Raw genomic sequence first — 17,964 nt, forward strand, 5'->3', positions numbered from 1 at the left:
GCATAACCAGCCGGTGTATGCATATGGAATCTGCAAGTTCTTTATGCTGTGCGAGGCTGTGGGCGGTGCTTTCCGGGAAAATATAGAAACGGTCGAAAGCGGATACTTTGGACTGGATGAGCTGCCAGAGCTTGCAGAAGAGAAAAATAACAGAGAACAGGTGGAAATGTGTTTTCGGGCGCTTGCAGATGAGGCGTGGGAAGTGCCGGTAGATTAAAAGCCGGTACTATTTTTTTGATTTTTGTGAAAACAACAACTTGTAGGTATGAGCATACAAGTTATATAATAAATGCAAGGAGGTGCCTATGACAGGTGAGAATGGAAAAACAAAATATTTTTCGTTAATGGAACAGCTGAAGAATGATATTTTATCCGGAAGGATTAAACCCGGAGAGAAGCTGATGTCAGAAAATGAACTGTCAGAAACCTTTCAAGTCAGCAGGCATACGGTGCGTAAGGCGCTCTCCATTTTAACGAATGAGGGGTATGTGACAGCGCAGCATGGTCGTGGAACTTTTTGCTCGGAACGTATGGGACATCAGAAGAAGTCCAGGAATATTGCGGTGATTACCACCTATATTTCGGATTATATATTTCCAAGGTTGATCCAGGGTATAGACAAGGTGCTGACGGCAAACGGCTACAGCATTATGTTGAAGAATACGGGAAACAGCCGGGGAAATGAGGCAAAAGTACTGGAAGATATCCTGACAAAGGATATTGACGGATTAATTATTGAACCCAGTAAAAGCCAGATTCTGTGCAGGCACATGAACTTGTATGGAATGCTGGATGAGTATGAGATCCCATATGTGTTTATCCAGGGGCTGTATCCCCAGATGGAAGAAAGACCCCATATCCTGATGGATGACTGCTTGGGAGGGTATTTATTGACAAAGTATCTGCTGGATACGGGACATGTACATATCGCTGGGGTATTTAAGGCAGATGACAGCCAGGGTAAAGAACGGCATAAGGGGTATGTTAAGGCTCTCAATGAGGCGGGGATACCCTATGACCCGGATATGGTAATCTGGTTTCATACCGAAGACCGGAAAAGTAAGCCGATACTGATGGTGGAGCGTATGATTTCGCAGAAGATTCCCCTGGATGCGGTAGTTTCCTATAATGATCAGATTGCACTGGAAGTTATTAAAACCCTGCAAAAAAGGAACGTACAAGTTCCAGAGGATGTATCTGTTACGGGATATGATAATTCGATTATATCGGAGAATGGTCTGGTACCGCTTACAACCATCGCACATCCACAGGAAAAATTGGGTGAGATGGCAGCCGAACTGCTGTTAGAGCAGATTCGCAAAGTTCCCCCTGAGGAAAGCCGGGTGGAGCGGCTGATTAAACCGGAATTAATTATCAGAGAGTCAACAGAACAAAAAAATATATATTAAACTTAAGGAGGATTATTAAAATGAAAGCAGCAAAAAATTACAAGTTTTGGTTTGCTACAGGATCACAAGATCTGTATGGCGATGAATGTCTGAGAAAGGTAGCAGAGCATTCTAAAATTATCGTGGAAAAATTAAATGCATCTGGTCTGCTTCCCTTTGAAGTAGTGTGGAAACCAACGCTGATTACAAATGAGTTAATCCGTAAAACGTTCAACGAAGCGAATGCGGATGAAGAGTGTGCAGGTGTAATTACCTGGATGCATACTTTTTCACCTGCAAAATCCTGGATCTTAGGATTGCAGGAATACAGGAAACCGCTGCTTCATTTACATACACAGTTTAATCAGGAAATCCCTTATGATACAATTGATATGGACTTTATGAATGAAAATCAGTCTGCACATGGAGACCGGGAATACGGCCACATCGTAACACGCATGGGAATTGAACGAAAAGTAGTGGTAGGATATTGGGATGACGAAGCGGTACAAAAAAGAATTGCACAGTGGATGAGAACGGCTGTTGGTATCATGGAAAGCAGCCATATCCGCGTATGCCGTGTAGCCGACAACATGAGAAATGTAGCAGTAACCGAAGGCGATAAAGTAGAAGCACAGATCAAGTTTGGCTGGGAAATTGATGCTTATCCGGTCAATGAAATCGCAGAATATGTCCAGAATGTAAGTGCTGGTGACATTGACGTATTAGTAGAAGAGTATTATGATAAATATGAAATGATTTTAGAGGGCAGAGACCCCTTGGAATTCCGCAGACACGTTGCTGTTCAGGCAGGTATTGAAATCGGATTTGAACGTTTCCTGGAGGAGAAAAACTATCAGGCAATCGTAACGCACTTTGGTGATCTGGGCTCATTACAGCAGCTTCCGGGACTTGCAATCCAGAGACTGATGGAAAAAGGCTACGGATTCGGTGGGGAAGGTGATTGGAAAACAGCTGCAATGGTACGTCTTATGAAGATTATGGCAGATGGTGTGAAAGATGCGAAGGGTACTTCTTTCTTGGAGGATTATACCTACAATCTGGTACCTGGCAAAGAAGGAATCTTACAGGCACATATGCTGGAAGTTTGCCCCACAATTGCAGAGGGTCCGATCGGTATAAAAGTGAATCCGCTGTCCATGGGTGACAGAGAAGATCCTGCACGTCTTGTATTTACTTCTAAGGAAGGAAAAGGAGTGGCAACTTCACTGGTAGATCTGGGGAACCGTTTCCGCCTCATTATCAATGATGTAAACTGCAAGAAAGTAGAAAAACCAATGCCGAAACTTCCGGTAGCAACTGCATTCTGGACACCGGAACCAAATCTGGCAACCGGGGCAGAAGCATGGATCTATGCAGGCGGAGCACATCATACAGCATTTTCCTATGACCTGGATGCAGAGCAGATGGGCGACTGGGCAGCAGCAATGGGTATTGAGGCAGTTTATATTGACAAGGATACGAAAATCCGAAACTTCAGAAGCGATTTACGTTTAGGAGAGGTTTTTTACAGATAGAGCGGAAAGCAATTTTTAAACACGCTCGGGGTTAAACGAAAATCATGGCGGTATTATAGGCAGGCCTGTAATATGCGATGTGTATAATAATGATAAAGTTAAAGGAGAAATGTGGACAATGGAGAAAAAATATTCAATTGGTGTGGATTATGGAACACAATCAGGACGTGCAGTATTGGTTGACGTCACAAATGGGGAAATTCTGGCACAGGCTGTAAAAGAATATACCCATGGTGTTATGGATGAATTTCTTCCCGACGGAACAAAACTTGGTCCTGACTGGGCACTGCAGCATCCGGCTGATTATCTGGAAGTACTGGAAATTACCATCCCCTCTGTTTTGAAAGAATCCGGAGTAAATCCGGCTGATGTGATCGGTATGTCTATTGACTTTACGGCATGTACCATTCTGCCTGTTGATGAAAATGGTACACCTCTTTGTTTCCATGAAGATCTGAAAAAAGAACCTCATGCATGGCTGAAGTTATGGAAACATCATGCGGCACAGGGTCAGGCTAATAAATTAAACCAGATTGCAGAAGAAAGAGGAGAAGATTTCCTTGCAAGATACGGCGGTAAGATTTCTTCTGAATGGTTAGTACCAAAGGTGATGCAGATTCTGGATGAAGCTCCATATATCTATGATAAAGCAGCCAGAATTATGGAGGCAGCTGACTGGGTAACCATGCAGTTAACCGGAAAAGAAGCAAGAAACAGCTGTACAGCAGGATATAAAGCGCTGTGGCATAAACAAAAAGGTTATCCGGATAAGGAATTTTATAAAGCACTGGATCCAAGAATTGAGAATCTGGTGGAAGATAAACTCAGTACAGATATTTATCCTCAGGGTGCAAAAGCCGGAGAATTAACGGAAGAAATGGCAGGCAAGGTTGGGTTAAAAGCCGGAACGGCAGTTGCAGTGGGCAATGTAGATGCACATGTTGCAGTACCCGCAGTTGGCATCACGGAGCCAAATAAAATGCTGATGATCATTGGTACTTCTACCTGTGATATTATGGTTAGTGAAGTGGAAAAAGTGGTTCCTGGAATGTGCGGAGTAGTAGAAGACGGTGTTCTGCCGGGATTCTATGGCTATGAAGCGGGACAGTCCTGTGTGGGCGATCACTTTGAATGGTTTGTGAAAAACTGTGTGCCGAAAGCTTATTACGATGAAGCGGAAGCAAAGGGGATGGGAATCCATCAGCTGCTCACGGAAAAAGCCAGCAAATTAAAAATCGGTGAAAGCGGGCTCCTTGCACTTGACTGGTGGAATGGAAACCGTTCCTGCCTCGTAGATGTGGATCTGACCGGCTTAATGATGGGAATGACCCTGACAACAAAACCGGAAGAAATGTATCGTGCATTAATCGAAGCAACTGCTTATGGAAAAAATATGATTATTACAACCTTTGAAGAGTCCGGCGTCCCGGTAGATGAACTGTATGCATGCGGCGGTATTTCCAAGAAAAACCCCATGATGATGCAGATCTATGCAGATGTAACCGGAAAAGAAATCTTTATCGGCGCATCCGACCAGTCCCCAGCACTTGGAGCAGCTATGTTCGGTGCGGTGGCAGCAGGTTCTGCAAACGGCGGATATGATTCTATCTTTGACGCTGCAAAGGTAATGGGAAAAGTGGAAGAGAAGACCTATAAGCCAATTCCGGAAAATGTAGAGGCATATAAGAAACTTTACGCAGAGTTCAAGACGTTACACGATTACTTTGGACGGGGGGCAAATGATGTGATGAAGCGCCTGAAGACCATAAAAGCGGAAGCACGTAAGGAGAATTAATATGTTAACTGAATTGAAAAAAGAGATCTACCTTGCAAATATGGAACTGCCAAAATACGGGTTAGTTACCTTTACCTGGGGAAATGTAAGCGGAATAGACAGAGAAAAAGGATTATTTGTAATTAAGCCAAGCGGAGTTCCCTATGATGAATTAAAACCGGAAGACATGGTAGTCATGGACCTTGAGGGAAATAAGGTGGAAGGAAAGTACAATCCTTCTTCCGATACGCCTACCCATGTAGAATTATATAAGGCATTTCCGGAAATCGGAGGAATCGTACATACTCATTCTTCCTGGGCAACCAGTTGGGCACAGTCGGGTAGAAGCATTCCGTGCTATGGTACGACACATGCGGACTACTTTTACGGAGAGGTACCATGCTTAAGATGCCTGAATCAAGATGAGATCGAAGATGCTTATGAAAAAAATACAGGTCTTCTGATCGCGGACTACTTCAAGGAAAATGATTACAAGGCAATGCCGGCTGTTCTGTGCAAAAACCATGGTCCGTTTACCTGGGGAAAAGACGGTCATGAAGCCGTACATAATGCCGTGGTATTAGAAGAGGTGGCTAAAATGGCTGCCCGCTGCGAACGCATCAACGCACAGGTAGAGCCTGCACCGCAGGAACTGCAGGATAAACATTATTACCGGAAACATGGGGAAGGTGCTTATTACGGGCAGGGTAAATAAATTTCAGGATATAACTGTGGAAAGAATCCACTTTCCCTCTAGATCAACGAGCCAAACGGACACGCTAGCGCGTCCATTTGACTTGGGAGTAAAATAAAAAGGGCTTATGCCCAATGTCTGATCAAAAGGACGTTGGGTAAAGGTCCTTTTTTTATGGAAATAATGACGGGGGGCTGAGAGGATATTTTCTGCGCAATGCGTTCACGTGTTGGAATAATGTTAATTGTTGCCGAAGGTCTGATATGGTAAAATAACCATAACAATCATTTTTTGGAAAATATTTCAAAAATTTTTTATTCGATGCAATAAAACGTCTAGATCAAGCATTAACTAATTAGAAAGGGAAAGAGACAATCTTATACAGGTGGATTACGAATGATTCTATTTTGTTTAATTCCGGAAGAGCAAAATGAAAATCAACGGCTGGGTCAGATTGTGAAAGAAGAGTTATTCATTCAGATTGCAGAGGGTGATATGCAGGCACTGGAAACGGTGTACCACCAGACTTACCAGGCAGTCTATGGATTTATTTTATCGATACTAAAGAATCAGTATGATGCAGAGGATATTCTGCAGGAGACATATATTAAAATCAAAACAGGGGCACATCTGTACAAACCCCAGGGAAAGCCCCTTGCCTGGATATTTACCATTGCAAGAAATCTGTCTTACATGAAGATTCGAAAAGATAAAAATACTCAGACATCACCTTATGAAGAGCTAGAGAATATGCTGGATTTTTCAGCAGTAGAAGATAAGGAAAATAAACTGTTGCTGGAAGCAGCATTTTCCATATTAGGGGATGAGGAACGGCAGATTATTATTCTGCATGCCAATACCGGGATGAAACACCGGGAAATTGCAGCGTTAGTCAAGCTCCCCCTTTCTACAGTACTGTCAAAATATAACCGCGGAATGAAGAAACTACGAAATTATATAGAAGGGAGGATGTCTTAAAAATGCAAAAGATCGGGCAAGGATTGAAACAGGCAATAGAAGACATTACTCCTGATGTTTACAACAAAGTGGCAGCATCTGAAAATGAAAAGCTGCAAAAGGAAGACTGGCTCATAGAAGAACCAAAATCCTGGAAATATTTACAGAGGGCTTTTCGGGGAGCAGCAGCATTAGCTGCCTGTCTGGTACTGATATTGGGAATGCGTATTTTTTGGAATAACCAGATCGACACCACCATTGACATTGATGTCAATCCCAGTGTAGAGATTCAGACAAACCGAAAGAATCAGGTTGTGGAGGTAAAGGCCCTCAATACAGATGGTGAAATTATTCTGGCAGATATGAATCTGCATAATGTAGAACTGAATACAGCTGTAAATGCACTCATTGGTTCCATGGTAAGAAAAGGCTATATTACCGAGGTAAACAATTCCATACTGGTATCGGTGGAAAATAAAGACACGAAGAAAGCAGATGAAATCTGTCAATCCATTGTAGGGGATATCCGGCAGGTGCTGGATCAGAAAAATATTAAAGGGGTTATTTATAATCAGGAGATTACAAGCAATGAAGAAATTTCAGAGCTTGCCCATAAGTACAATATTTCCTGTGGCAAGGCAGCATTTTTATTAAAATTAAGTGAGAAAGACCCGGAACTGAAGCTGGAAGAGGCTGCAAAAATGTCTATGCAGGAATTAGCCCATCTGATCCGGATTAGGGGGATTGACATTTCAGATATGAAAGGCTATGAGTCAGATGAATCAATTCTGGAAAATGTGGAAGATATCATTGATGAGAGAGAAGAATCAAAGAATTCCCTGAATATGCAGCAGCAGAAGCCGGCAGCAGGTCAGGAAAAACGCAGTAATCCGAGGGATACTGATGAAGATGACCAAGATGACTTGATGGATGATATGGAAGACCGGGATAATGATTTGGACAATGACCGTGATGATGCGCAGGATTGGGATGATGATTTAGACGAAGACCGTGATGATGCGCAGGATTGGGATGATGATTTGGACGAAGACCGTGATGATATACAGGACTTGGATGATGACCGTGATGACGAACATTTCGATGATTCTGACGATGACGAAGAACCGGATGATGACGATTGATAATGGAGGAAAGTAATTATGATGAAGAAAAAGATGGGAAAAATAATATGTTTAATGGGGTGCACATTTCTTATGATGGGAGCAAATGCTTTCGCGGCACCAAAACCACAGAAGATAGCGATAGAAGCGGACGCAAACACTATGCAGGTGGGGAAGACCATGGATCTGGACAGTGAAATCCTTCCAAGAGGCGCAAAAGTAAGAGACCGCAACATTATTTGGAGCAGCAGCGACACGAAAGTGGTTAAGGTGTTGGAAAAGAGAGATGATGATACAAAAGTTAAAGCTATGAAAACAGGCAGTGCCGTCATATCAGTTAAGATTAAAAATACAAAAATAAAAGCTGACTTCAAGATTACGGTTCAGAATAAGGCAAAAGGAATGTCCGTTAAAAAACAGGAAGAGAAAATAAGAAGTTATAAGAATCAGTATAGTAAAGTATTCGATCATATAAAGAAATCAAAAGTGTCAGCCGATGTTGCTGCCGCAAGACAGCAATATTTAAAGTTTGAGCGCGAATTGGATGCAATCGACAGAAAGGCAGACCGTTTAGATGATCAGATTGAAGATGCTTATCATGACGGGAAATTATCCTATCGCCAGATGAAGTCTTTGGACAGGAAGCTGGATAAGTTGGAAGATTATAAAGAAACCATAGAAAATTATCTGGAAGATAAATATGAGCTTTTGGATGACGATTACGATGATGACGACGATGATGATGAATATGATGATTGACATATTTAAAAGATGATTCGTGAATATATCCAAATGGCAAGATCAGGTTATATTTACTGCCCGCAGTATGTTAAATAAGGTTCAAAAATCAAGACATTTCTTTTGTAAAAAACATAGCCCATAGAAAAGGCAGAGGATCCCCCTTACGGATACCTCTGCCTTTATCGATCATTTATCTGCCGCAATTCTTCACTCATTCTTCCTTTAGGTATTCTTATTGTGGAAACCGTGCCCACTCCCGGTTTGCTGGTAATTGTAAGCGTTCCGTGGCAAATTGACCACAGGCGGTAACGTACATTTTTAATGCCGATATGCGTATCTGAATCTGTCTGCACATTGTCAATGTCAAAGCCAAAGCCATCGTCATCGACTATGATTTCATAGCAGTCTTCTCTTTCTTTTGTAATAATGGTGATTGTGCCGCCTGTCTTTATCTTGGTCACACCATGTTTCACCGCATTTTCAACAATTGGCTGTATGCGTAAGCTGGTTTTCCTGTGCCTGCAAGCGCTGGCGCTGATCACGCTGTACGACCGCATAAATCCAAATCAAAGCCAGAGACGTGGAAAGAAAAATTTGCGGTCCGTCCCAAAAAAATCGCAGGACTAATGCGACAAGGGGAAAAGCACAGTAGCTGGAAAGGGACAGCAGCTCCTTGCGGTGAAGCCCTTGCCGATAGTGCCAAAGGATTCCAAGACCGATGACACACGCCGCAGCCCAGCCAAAGTGTCCAATCCAATAGCCCCAGCTATACTGCATGGCATCATAGTTGGTCTGCATATTGGCTGCACTATGCACCCCGTTTAACAAAATAAATATTGTCCAAGTGATAATGGCAAATACAAAAAGAAAGACCATCGGAATAGTGGCTTTACGGGGAATTGGTCCACGCTGGGATAAAAAATCCACCGTAAAGCAGAGAAAAATGGAATTTCCAAGCAACGCTAAAACAGTCGGTGCGACAGACAGAAAAATAAGCAGCACATTTAAGTCGGTACGCTGATATAAAAGCCATCGTGCGGCATCTAAAAGCAGAACTGCCATGTGACAGGCAACCATTGCTGTCAGTCGTTTTTCGAGGATGCCGGCTGATTTTTCCCAGCTAACGCCGATGAGCAGTATAAAAATGACCAGCGCAGCAAAAATTTCAAGGTTTCCGTTTGCCGGTTCCATTATCGTTACCTTTGCGGCATAGGCCGCCCTTTCTGTTGCCAAAGCACACGAACAACGGGTTATGTTGTTCTATATGGATATTGGCAAAAGTATAAATAAAATTACACAGCCTATTTTACTTGATAAATAATATATTTGCAACGCCAGCCAAAAGGACGTTGAAGGATCACGGTAAAATGCCTGGACGGTGACATAGATTCCGGGTAAAATGGAGATATACAATTTATTTATAAAAAATATGTAACGAATCCGGTTTTCGTGTAACTTATAGACAGGAGGTGAAAGTTTGAGACAAAAAGCGTTTCAAACTACTTATTAATGCATACCGCAGACCCGTCAGCGGTATGCAGGGGTATACGTTTGAGAGATAAAAATACGAAAGGATGCGATTCTGCCCGGTGCTTTCAAACTGATTGAATGGGCGGTACAGGTGAATGAGATGGATAAGCAGGATATGGAACAGATATATGAAAATAATGTGAAAGCAGTATACAAATATTTGTTCTGCTTGACCCATAGTGCCGACATTTCTGAGGAACTGACCCAGGAAACTTTTTACCAGGCTACAAGGGGTATAGAGAAATTCCGGGGGGAATGTAAAGTATCGGTCTGGCTGTGCCAGATTGCAAAAAGACTCTGGTACAGGGAACTTGGAAGACGGCAAAAGCAGCAGGTATCTGTGGATGAACTGACAGAAGAGATACCGTCATATGAAAATATTGAAAATGATTATTTACTGAATATCGAAAAGGTAGAGCTTTTTAAAAAGCTGCATCATTTTGACGAAAAGACCAAAGAAGTCATATATCTTAGGCTCACCGGGGAACTGAGCTTTGCGGAGATAGGAGATATTCTTGGAAAATCCGAAACATGGGCAAGAGTGACATTTTACAGAGGAAAACAGAAATTAGTGAAAGGAAGAAAAGAATGGGACAAAAATTAGATTGTGAAATAGTAAGAGATCTGCTGCCTAATTATATCGAGCATATGACAGGCGGGGCAACAAATGAAAGTATCGAAGAACATCTGGAGGGATGTACAAAGTGCAAAGAAATCTATCTGGAGATGCGCGAAGAAATTCCAGTGGAAACTGCACCGGAAGTTCAGAATTTTAAGAAATATCTGGGATGGACTCAGCTCAGGTATATAACCGGAGGGCTGGCTGTCCTTGGATTAATTGGCATTATGGTGTGTATGATCGTAAATTTTGCTATCGACAGAACCTTTAACTGGTCACTGATTGTAGCGGGAGGCGTAGCATTTGCTATGGCATGCGGTTATGTATGTATAAAATCCAAGAAATTTAAGCCGGAGAAAACACTCTTATGTATTACGGTGCTGATTATACCATTACTGATGATTATTCAATTTGCCCTGAAGGATTTTGCTGTGGAATACACAGGGAATTGGCTATGGAAACTGGGGGTACCCATTACTTGCTTGTGGCTGGTGATTGTCTGGATAGAAGATCTGGCAATTCGGATTTTTCATCTCAATATCTGGCATAGTCTGGCGCTTTTGGTACTGCTTGCGATACCGGGGAATATATTTACCAACACCTTAGGCAATTTCTATATCCTGGCTGTTTATGGAACAAAAAATTCATCCATCGGCTCCATTGTTATCAATAGTATGTCCAGTCTGATTATGGTAATTATTTTCTGGTTCGCAGGAAATTGGCTGAGGAATAAAAAAAGAGCAGCCGGCAGAAAAGGGTAGAAAACTTTTGACAAGAAAAATTAGTTGTGGTAGTTTATTAAGATGAAACTAACGAGAATTTAGAATTTTACTTATGCGTTTTTGATTGGAGGAGACTATGAAAATTGGAGTTCGCGCCCATGACTATGGGAAGATGGAAATCGAAGAACTGGCAAAAGTGCTGCAGCAAGAGGGATATCAGGCGGCACAGCTGGCATTGCCAAAGGCATTTAAAGGAATTGAGCAATACGGTGATATAACCCTGAAGCATCTGGAGAGAATACGTAAAGCGTTTGAAGCGCATCAGATCGAAATACCTGTATTTGGATGCTATATGGATCTGGGTAATCCGGATGAGGCGGTTCGTGCCAATGCCGTCCAGACGTTGAAAATGTGTCTGGCTTACAGTAAAGAAGTGGGAGCGAAGGTGGTGGGAACGGAAACGGCATACCCGCATCTTATGAAGGAAGAAAAGCAAATCTGGTACCCTTTCATGATGGACAGTATAAAACGTGTGGTAGAAGAAGCACAGAAGCTGGATGTAAAACTGGCAATAGAACCGGTGTACTGGCATCCCCTGGAAAATGTAGAAGCGGTATTGGACGTATTCAGCCACGTACAGGATAGCGAACACCTGCGTCTGATCTTTGACGCTTCTAATCTGTTGGAATTTCCCGAAGATACAAACCAGGAGATTTACTGGAGCCAATGGCTGGATAAGACAGGCAGGTACATAGATGTCATGCATATAAAAGATTTCAGTCTGGATGATAACCGCGGGTATGTTCCAGCCAGACTGGGGGAAGGCGTTATCGAATACGATACCATCATCCAATGGCTGAGAAATCATAAACCGGATATGTATCTGTTAAGAGAAGAGATGAATCCACAGTCAGCAAAAGAGGATATTGCATTTTTAAAAAAATTTTAAGGTAACTCAGCAAGGAAAAGCGGTGCACCATGGGCAAAATAAACACACCGCCAGCAGAAAAACGATGAAAAGCCGTCAAGGATAAATTCGCATTTAGCGTCCTTGACGGCTTTTCATCGTTTTTTTGTCTATTTTCCAAACACGCTCTATTGAAGAATGCCGTTTTGATTAATTTTATCGAAAAATGGTGCAATATAGTTTGAAAAAAGACAAAGAACTGCAACATAAAAGAAGAAAGACTCATCTATCTATGTTATAATGCAATTATAAGAAGTGCTGTAATAGCATGGAATAAAATATATAGAAATTGTACAATATTGCTAAAAAAGTTCGAAATATTTGTATATTTTCAAGATGAAAAAGGAGAAAAAGTACATGAAAAGCATTAAGAAAACACTCGGAATTGCAGTGGCTCTAATCGGGATTGTGATTGTATCAGTTACTTTTTTTAAAGTAGTAAGTGCAAATTCCAGCGAAAAAGTGGAGATCAGGCTGGCACACAATCAGTCCGCAGGATCTGAAATTGCAGATTCCATAGCACTGTTCTCAGACATAGTTGCAGAAGATGAGAGCCAGAATATGCAGGTTAAGATTTATCCAAGCGGTGTTCTCGGAACAGAAAAGGAAATTATCGAGATGGTAAAAGCCGGGATTTTGGATATGGCAAAAGTCAGTTCCAATACCCTGGGGCAGTTCCGGGACGAATACTCCATATTTGCAGTGCCTTATCTATTCAACGGGCAGCAGCATTATTATGATGCCATGGAAAAAAGTGAAGCAGTGCAGAAGCTTTTTGATTCAACTAAAGAAGAGGGATACATAGCAATCGGCTACTATGCCAATGGCGCGCGTAACTTTTATCTGAAAGAAGACGTGAAGTGTGACAATCCATCTGTACTGAAAGGTAAAAAGATCCGCTCCATGCCCAGTACCACATCCATGGATATGATTGAAAAAATGGGAGGTTCTCCGGTACCGATGGCGGCAGGAGAAACCTATACTTCTCTTCAGCAGGGGATCGTGGACGGTGCAGAAAATACCGAACTGGCACTTACGGTTGACGGACATCAGGATCTGGTGAAATCCTATACTTACACAGAGCATCAGTATTCACCGGATATTTATATAATCAGTACAAAAAAATGGAACAGCATGACAGAGGAACAGCAGGAGTACTTAAAAGAAAGCCTGAAACGTACCAATGAAAATTTTAAAAGCCTTTATACAGGAATGATGGAATCTGCGATACAAGAGGCAGAAGAACATGGAGTTACCGTTTACAGGGATATTGATAAAACAGCATTGATTGAAGCGGTACAGCCTATCAGGGAAGCATTCTGTGCAAAGGGGGATTCCTATAATACTTTGTATGAGGATATTCAGAAATATGCGGAATAACTCTCCGGGTTAAATAGAAATAGAAAGGAAATTGCGCTGTAATAAGCAATAGGTACCAAGATGAAAATAATAAATAAAGTTTTGGAAACAGTGATCGCTGTTCTCGTTGCGGTAATGGTAATCGGCTGTTTCTGGCAGGTAATAACGAGGTTTGTGTTAGGAAATCCAAGTAAATATACAGAAGAGTTTTTACGATATGTGTTAATCTGGGTAACGATGCTGGGAGTTCCATATGCCTACGGGAAAGAAAAGCATTTATCCATCGGTGTTCTAACAAAAAGCTTTCAGCCTAAAAATAATATAATAACTAAGATAGGAATTGAAGTATTAATTATTGTGTTGAGTGTGTTTGTTATGATCGCCGGCGGTTGGCTGGTCACGATGAATTCAGCAGGACAGATTTCTCCTGCAATGCAGATTCCAATGCAGCTGTATTATGCATGTGTTCCAATCAGCGGAATCCTGATGCTTATGTACAGCGTAAACCGGATGATTGGTTTTGTGAAAAAATTAAAGGAGGTAGAATAATATGGAATTACAGGCAGCGATTGTTCTGGTAATCACATTCTTTTTTCTGCTGGCGATGAGTGCGCCCGTATCTTTTAGCATCATAGCTTCCGCACTATTGACAATTATCATGTTTTTATCTCCTGGATTCGGGATGTTCATCTCCGCCCAGAAATTAGTTGGAGGAATTGATAGTTTTACCCTTTTGGCAGTTCCTTTTTTCATCCTGGCAGGTCTTTTGATGAGCAGCGGCGGCATTGCCCAAAGACTGATTAACCTGGCATTGTTAGTACTTGGAAAGGTTCCGGGTTCTCTGGCACTGACCAACATCGCAGGAAACGCAATGTTTGGTTCCATATCCGGTTCCGGAATCGCAGCGGCTACGGCGATTGGCGGGGTAATGAATCCTCTTGAGAAAAAACAGGGTTACGATGAAGGATTTTCAGCGGCAGTGAATATTGCCACCGCTCCTGTAGGACAGTTAATTCCGCCCACTACGGCATTTATAGTATTCTCAGCAGCAAGCGGCGGAACATCCGTTGCCACATTATTTATGGCTGGCTGGATACCGGGACTGCTATGGGCAGGGCTTTGCATGATTGTCGCATTTTTCTACGGGAAGAAACACGGATATGTTATTAAAAGAGAGAAGCTGACAGGATCGGTTATTTTGAAAACGATCTGGGATGCGATTCCAAGTTTACTGCTGGTGGTAATCATTATCGGTGGAATTCTCTCCGGATACTTTACACCAACGGAGGCTTCCGGTATAGCAGTGGTATATGCGTTTTTACTATCGGTGTTCGTATATAAGAGTATTAAAATAAAAGAGATACCGGCGATTCTGGTTGATACGGGAGTCATGACGGCTGTAGTTATGCTGATCATCGGAGCATCTTCCATATTATCTTTCGTACTGTCCTTTACGGGGCTGCCTCAGGCAATCAGTAACCTGCTCCTTGGCATTTCTGACAATAAGATTGTGATCCTGCTGATTATCAACCTGATATTGCTTATTGTAGGAACATTCATGGACATGGCTCCGGCACTTTTGATTTTTACACCGATTTTCCTGCCAATAGCAACCAGCCTGGGTATGGATCCGATTCAGTTCGGTGTCATGATCGTTATGAACTTATCCATCGGAACCGTAACCCCTCCGGTAGGCAGTGTATTGTTCGTAGGATGCAGTGTGGCGAAGTTACAGGTAGAAGATGTCATGAAGAAGCTCCTGCCATTTTTCGGTGCGATTTTGGTCGCTTTGCTCTTCGTCACATTTATCCCGGCACTGAGTACCTGGCTGCCGTCTGTTCTTGGGCTTATGGGTTAGTAGGTTTATTAGTATGGGTCACCGTATTTAAAGTTTTACGGTATTTCAAAGGGGAAATGGTCATATAAGTCTTAAACATTTTTTCAAAATAGGTAATGCTTTCATAACCAAGGGCATGAGCGATGGAGGAAATGCTCATGTCCGTTTCCTCTAAGCAGCGTTTTGCCTTTTTGATGCGATGGATATTGATATATTCACTGATGGTATAGCCGGTTACTTCTTTAAATACCCTGCAGATGTAATATTTACTCAGGTAAAAATGGCTGGACAGACCCTCAAGGGAGATGTTTTCCTGACAGTGTTCAGAGAGATAATCCGCAACGGCATAAGCTGTCCGGTATTTGCTCTCACTGCCAAATTGCGGAGTCTCCTGATTGTGATGGGAGATGTCCCTTACCAGTTTGAGAAAATAGGAGAGAATCTCCAGTTCGATTGCATATTTATAGTTCCGGTGCTTTTGATTGAATTCAGCCTGCAGATGTTCGTACATTTGCATAAACAGATACTGCTGCTCCTGATTCAAATGATATACCCCATAGTTGTCCTGAAAGAAACGGACTAAACCCAGGGCTGGAAATTTTTCGCCCAGTTCCTGCATTTTAGCCTTGCCAATATAAAGAATAATACGGTTGTGGCCCTGGTCTTCATCAGAGACAGATTTTGTCATGTGTATGAGGTTAGTATCTACCAGGATAAGATCCCCTTTGGATGCCAGATAATTCCGGTTATGAAAGAAAAAGAGGCGTTCTCCTTCTAAGATATAGAAGATTTCATACTCATTGTGAAAATGTTTGACCCGCATGTCAAATTTACCGTTTCGCACCATATGCTCCAGGGAGATCCCTTCCATTTCCGCATAATAGATTACTTTTTCCATGGATTACCACCTTTTCTTTGGGATTGTAACACTGCACCGTACAGCAGAGTTTAACCGGAGCGTGTTAGAAAGCAAATTTCAAGCACGCTCCGGAACCTGTCCGCATGACAGACAGTATGATATTTTTAGTACATTATATAATAAGCAACTTAAAAAAGCCAGTGTTCCCCGGCGTAAATATTTGGATATGTAGTGCCTGGTGCGGATAGCCGGTGTGTATGTCTTGATTATTTGTGCAACGCTGTACTAGAATCTGCGTCAGGTGCGCGACTGTGTATCGACGGCGCAGGGGGCTGTATGTACACAGTAACAGCGTACATGTTTTAGACTTTGTTTGAAAGATATGGAGGATTAGAATGAAAAATATTAATGAAAAAGAACTGAGAGAGAAATTAGATCTTGTAATCGATAAGCTATTGAACCTGGGCGGTCCGGAAAACGAGAAGGAACTGGAAGAAAACGGCGGGGAATCTATTGGATTTTTTAAAAGAGATTTCGGTATCCGGGAATGGGACTGGCCACAGGGAGTTGGTCTGTACGGACTGCTGAAAATAATGAAGACAGAAAAGAATGAAAAATACCAGAAGTTTTTATATGACTGGTTTGAGGAAAATATAGCGCAGGGACTGCCTTCAAAAAATATCAATACAACTACACCGCTGCTTACGTTGGTAGAATTAAATGAGCAGTATCACAATCCGGAATTTGAAAATCTCTGCCTGAAATGGGCGGACTGGCTGATGAACTGTCTTCCCCGTACCAAGGAAGGAGGGTTCCAGCATGTTACCAGTGCCAACGGAGACCGTCTGGGAGTGCGCTTAAATGAAAATGAAATGTGGATTGATACCATTTTTATGACGGTTTTATTTTTGAATAAAATGGGTCAGAAATACAAAAAACAGGAGTGGATTGACGAATCTATTCACCAGGTTCTCATGCACATCAAGTATCTCTGTGACAAAGATACGGGGCTGTTTTACCACGGTTGGACCTTTAATGAGCAGAATAACTTCGGGGGTATCTTCTGGTGCCGCGGCAACAGCTGGTTCACTTTGGGAATTTTAGATTATATCGACATGTTTAAAGGTACCATGAATGCAGGTTTAAAACAGTATGTGATCGATACATATAAAGCACAGGTATGTAAGCTGAAAGAGCTCCAGAGTAAAAGCGGATTGTGGCATACGGTACTTCTGGATCCATCCAGCTATGAAGAAGTGTCCGGTTCGGCAGCTATCACGGCAGGTATTTTAAAGGGAATCCGATATGGTATTCTGGATGACTCTTATCTGGAATGTGCACAGCGGGCAGTGAAAGGAATTCTGAAAAATATAGACCAGGAAGGAACCGTACTGAATGTATCGGGCGGAACCGGAATGGGTTATGATGCAGATCATTATAAAAATATATTAATTGCACCCATGGCGTATGGGCAGTCATTGACCATACTGGCTTTGGCGGAAGCATTACTGCATTTGTCATAGGCGGCAGCATAGACATATAAATGATTGTGGGGTTGGACCATCCGGCGGGAAACAGAAGCCGGATCGTCCAATCTCATTTTTTATGTTCCTGACGGCATTTGATTGAATATAATAAAATACATCTTCTTTTTGCATAGGGCGGGCTGGAGTTTACGCACAGCTGCCAGAAAGCAATTTTAAAACACGCTCCAATGATCCAGTCGGACACTGTCGCTATCATTACTGTCTGGAGGAGCAGTAGAATGAATTTTCAAACTCGCTCCAGGGTCAGAGTAAATGTCCGGATTTAATGTAAATTTAATGCAGGAAGGAAGATACCGCAACTCATTTTAATA

The 17,964-nt window shown here is 42.2% G+C and carries 17 protein-coding genes and 1 pseudogene; 15 read left to right on the forward strand and 3 right to left on the reverse strand.

Annotation, left to right across the window (positions count from 1 at the left end):
* The 8 genes and pseudogenes from ACH2DQ_RS21490 to ACH2DQ_RS21525 form a co-directional block, all read left to right on the forward strand.
* Positions 1 to 217, forward strand: a pseudogene (locus tag ACH2DQ_RS21490) (ADP-ribose pyrophosphatase); the annotation flags it as partial.
* A gap of 88 nt (positions 218 to 305) precedes the next feature.
* Positions 306 to 1,409, forward strand: a complete 1,104-nt coding sequence (locus ACH2DQ_RS21495) for a GntR family transcriptional regulator (protein WP_394913962.1) — start codon at positions 306 to 308, stop codon at positions 1,407 to 1,409.
* Between the two features lie 20 nt (positions 1,410 to 1,429).
* A complete protein-coding gene (gene araA, locus ACH2DQ_RS21500; protein ID WP_394913963.1) occupies positions 1,430 to 2,926 on the forward strand; it encodes an L-arabinose isomerase in 1,497 nt (498 codons plus the stop codon).
* A 118-nt stretch (positions 2,927 to 3,044) separates the two neighbouring features.
* Positions 3,045 to 4,721, forward strand: coding sequence for a ribulokinase (araB, locus tag ACH2DQ_RS21505; RefSeq protein WP_394913964.1), 1,677 nt, complete (start codon positions 3,045 to 3,047; stop codon positions 4,719 to 4,721).
* 1 nt (position 4,722) lies between these two features.
* Positions 4,723 to 5,415, forward strand: a complete 693-nt coding sequence (locus ACH2DQ_RS21510) for an L-ribulose-5-phosphate 4-epimerase (RefSeq protein WP_394913965.1) — start codon at positions 4,723 to 4,725, stop codon at positions 5,413 to 5,415.
* 375 nt (positions 5,416 to 5,790) lie between these two features.
* Positions 5,791 to 6,372 (forward strand): RNA polymerase sigma factor, encoded by a 582-nt coding sequence (locus ACH2DQ_RS21515; protein WP_394913966.1) that lies wholly within the window; start codon positions 5,791 to 5,793, stop codon positions 6,370 to 6,372.
* A gap of 2 nt (positions 6,373 to 6,374) precedes the next feature.
* Positions 6,375 to 7,493 carry a hypothetical protein gene (locus ACH2DQ_RS21520; RefSeq protein ID WP_394913967.1) on the forward strand — a complete coding sequence of 373 codons (1,119 nt, stop codon included), beginning with the start codon at positions 6,375 to 6,377 and terminating at the stop codon, positions 7,491 to 7,493.
* Between the two features lie 18 nt (positions 7,494 to 7,511).
* The gene (locus tag ACH2DQ_RS21525; RefSeq protein ID WP_395028280.1) at positions 7,512 to 8,231 is read left to right on the forward strand and encodes an Ig domain-containing protein; all 720 of its coding nucleotides are present in this window, start codon (positions 7,512 to 7,514) and stop codon (positions 8,229 to 8,231) included.
* Between the two features lie 161 nt (positions 8,232 to 8,392).
* On the opposite strand, the gene ACH2DQ_RS21530 is transcribed toward ACH2DQ_RS21525, so the two are convergent.
* Together ACH2DQ_RS21530 and ACH2DQ_RS21535 are read right to left on the reverse strand one after the other, a co-directional pair.
* A complete protein-coding gene (locus ACH2DQ_RS21530; protein WP_394913969.1) occupies positions 8,393 to 8,674 on the reverse strand; it encodes an ATP-binding protein in 282 nt (93 codons plus the stop codon).
* 19 nt (positions 8,675 to 8,693) lie between these two features.
* The gene (locus ACH2DQ_RS21535) at positions 8,694 to 9,404 is read right to left on the reverse strand and encodes a hypothetical protein (RefSeq protein ID WP_394913970.1); all 711 of its coding nucleotides are present in this window, start codon (positions 9,402 to 9,404) and stop codon (positions 8,694 to 8,696) included.
* Between the two features lie 439 nt (positions 9,405 to 9,843).
* On the opposite strand from ACH2DQ_RS21535, the gene ACH2DQ_RS21540 reads away from it, so the two are divergent.
* The 6 genes from ACH2DQ_RS21540 (at position 9,844) to ACH2DQ_RS21565 (ending at position 15,268) form a co-directional block, all read left to right on the forward strand.
* Positions 9,844 to 10,347, forward strand: coding sequence for an RNA polymerase sigma factor (locus tag ACH2DQ_RS21540; protein WP_394913971.1), 504 nt, complete (start codon positions 9,844 to 9,846; stop codon positions 10,345 to 10,347).
* On the forward strand, positions 10,332 to 11,123 hold the full coding sequence (locus tag ACH2DQ_RS21545; RefSeq protein ID WP_394913972.1) for a zf-HC2 domain-containing protein: 792 nt from the start codon (positions 10,332 to 10,334) through the stop codon (positions 11,121 to 11,123). Before ACH2DQ_RS21540 ends, ACH2DQ_RS21545 begins: the two co-directional genes overlap by 16 nt.
* Before the next feature lie 97 nt (positions 11,124 to 11,220).
* Complete coding sequence (locus ACH2DQ_RS21550) at positions 11,221 to 12,033, forward strand: sugar phosphate isomerase/epimerase family protein (RefSeq protein ID WP_394913973.1); 813 nt, start codon at positions 11,221 to 11,223, stop codon at positions 12,031 to 12,033.
* A gap of 375 nt (positions 12,034 to 12,408) precedes the next feature.
* On the forward strand, positions 12,409 to 13,431 hold the full coding sequence (gene dctP / locus ACH2DQ_RS21555; RefSeq protein WP_394913974.1) for a TRAP transporter substrate-binding protein DctP: 1,023 nt from the start codon (positions 12,409 to 12,411) through the stop codon (positions 13,429 to 13,431).
* A 60-nt stretch (positions 13,432 to 13,491) separates the two neighbouring features.
* A complete protein-coding gene (locus tag ACH2DQ_RS21560) occupies positions 13,492 to 13,959 on the forward strand; it encodes a TRAP transporter small permease (RefSeq protein WP_395028284.1) in 468 nt (155 codons plus the stop codon).
* A 1-nt stretch (position 13,960) separates the two neighbouring features.
* Entirely contained in the window at positions 13,961 to 15,268 is a 1,308-nt protein-coding gene (locus tag ACH2DQ_RS21565) for a TRAP transporter large permease (RefSeq protein WP_394913975.1), read from the forward strand.
* On the opposite strand, the gene ACH2DQ_RS21570 is transcribed toward ACH2DQ_RS21565, so the two are convergent.
* On the reverse strand, positions 15,258 to 16,145 hold the full coding sequence (locus ACH2DQ_RS21570) for an AraC family transcriptional regulator (RefSeq protein WP_394913976.1): 888 nt from the start codon (positions 16,143 to 16,145) through the stop codon (positions 15,258 to 15,260). The genes ACH2DQ_RS21565 and ACH2DQ_RS21570 overlap by 11 nt on opposite strands.
* Positions 16,146 to 16,501: 356 nt before the next feature.
* Here ACH2DQ_RS21570 and ACH2DQ_RS21575 point away from each other — a divergent pair, with 356 nt between their 5' ends.
* Positions 16,502 to 17,629: a glycoside hydrolase family 105 protein gene (locus ACH2DQ_RS21575; protein ID WP_394913977.1), complete on the forward strand. Its 1,128-nt coding sequence runs from the start codon at positions 16,502 to 16,504 to the stop codon at positions 17,627 to 17,629.
* Positions 17,630 to 17,964: the final 335 nt, after the last annotated feature.

This window comes from Robinsoniella sp., assembly GCF_034124845.1.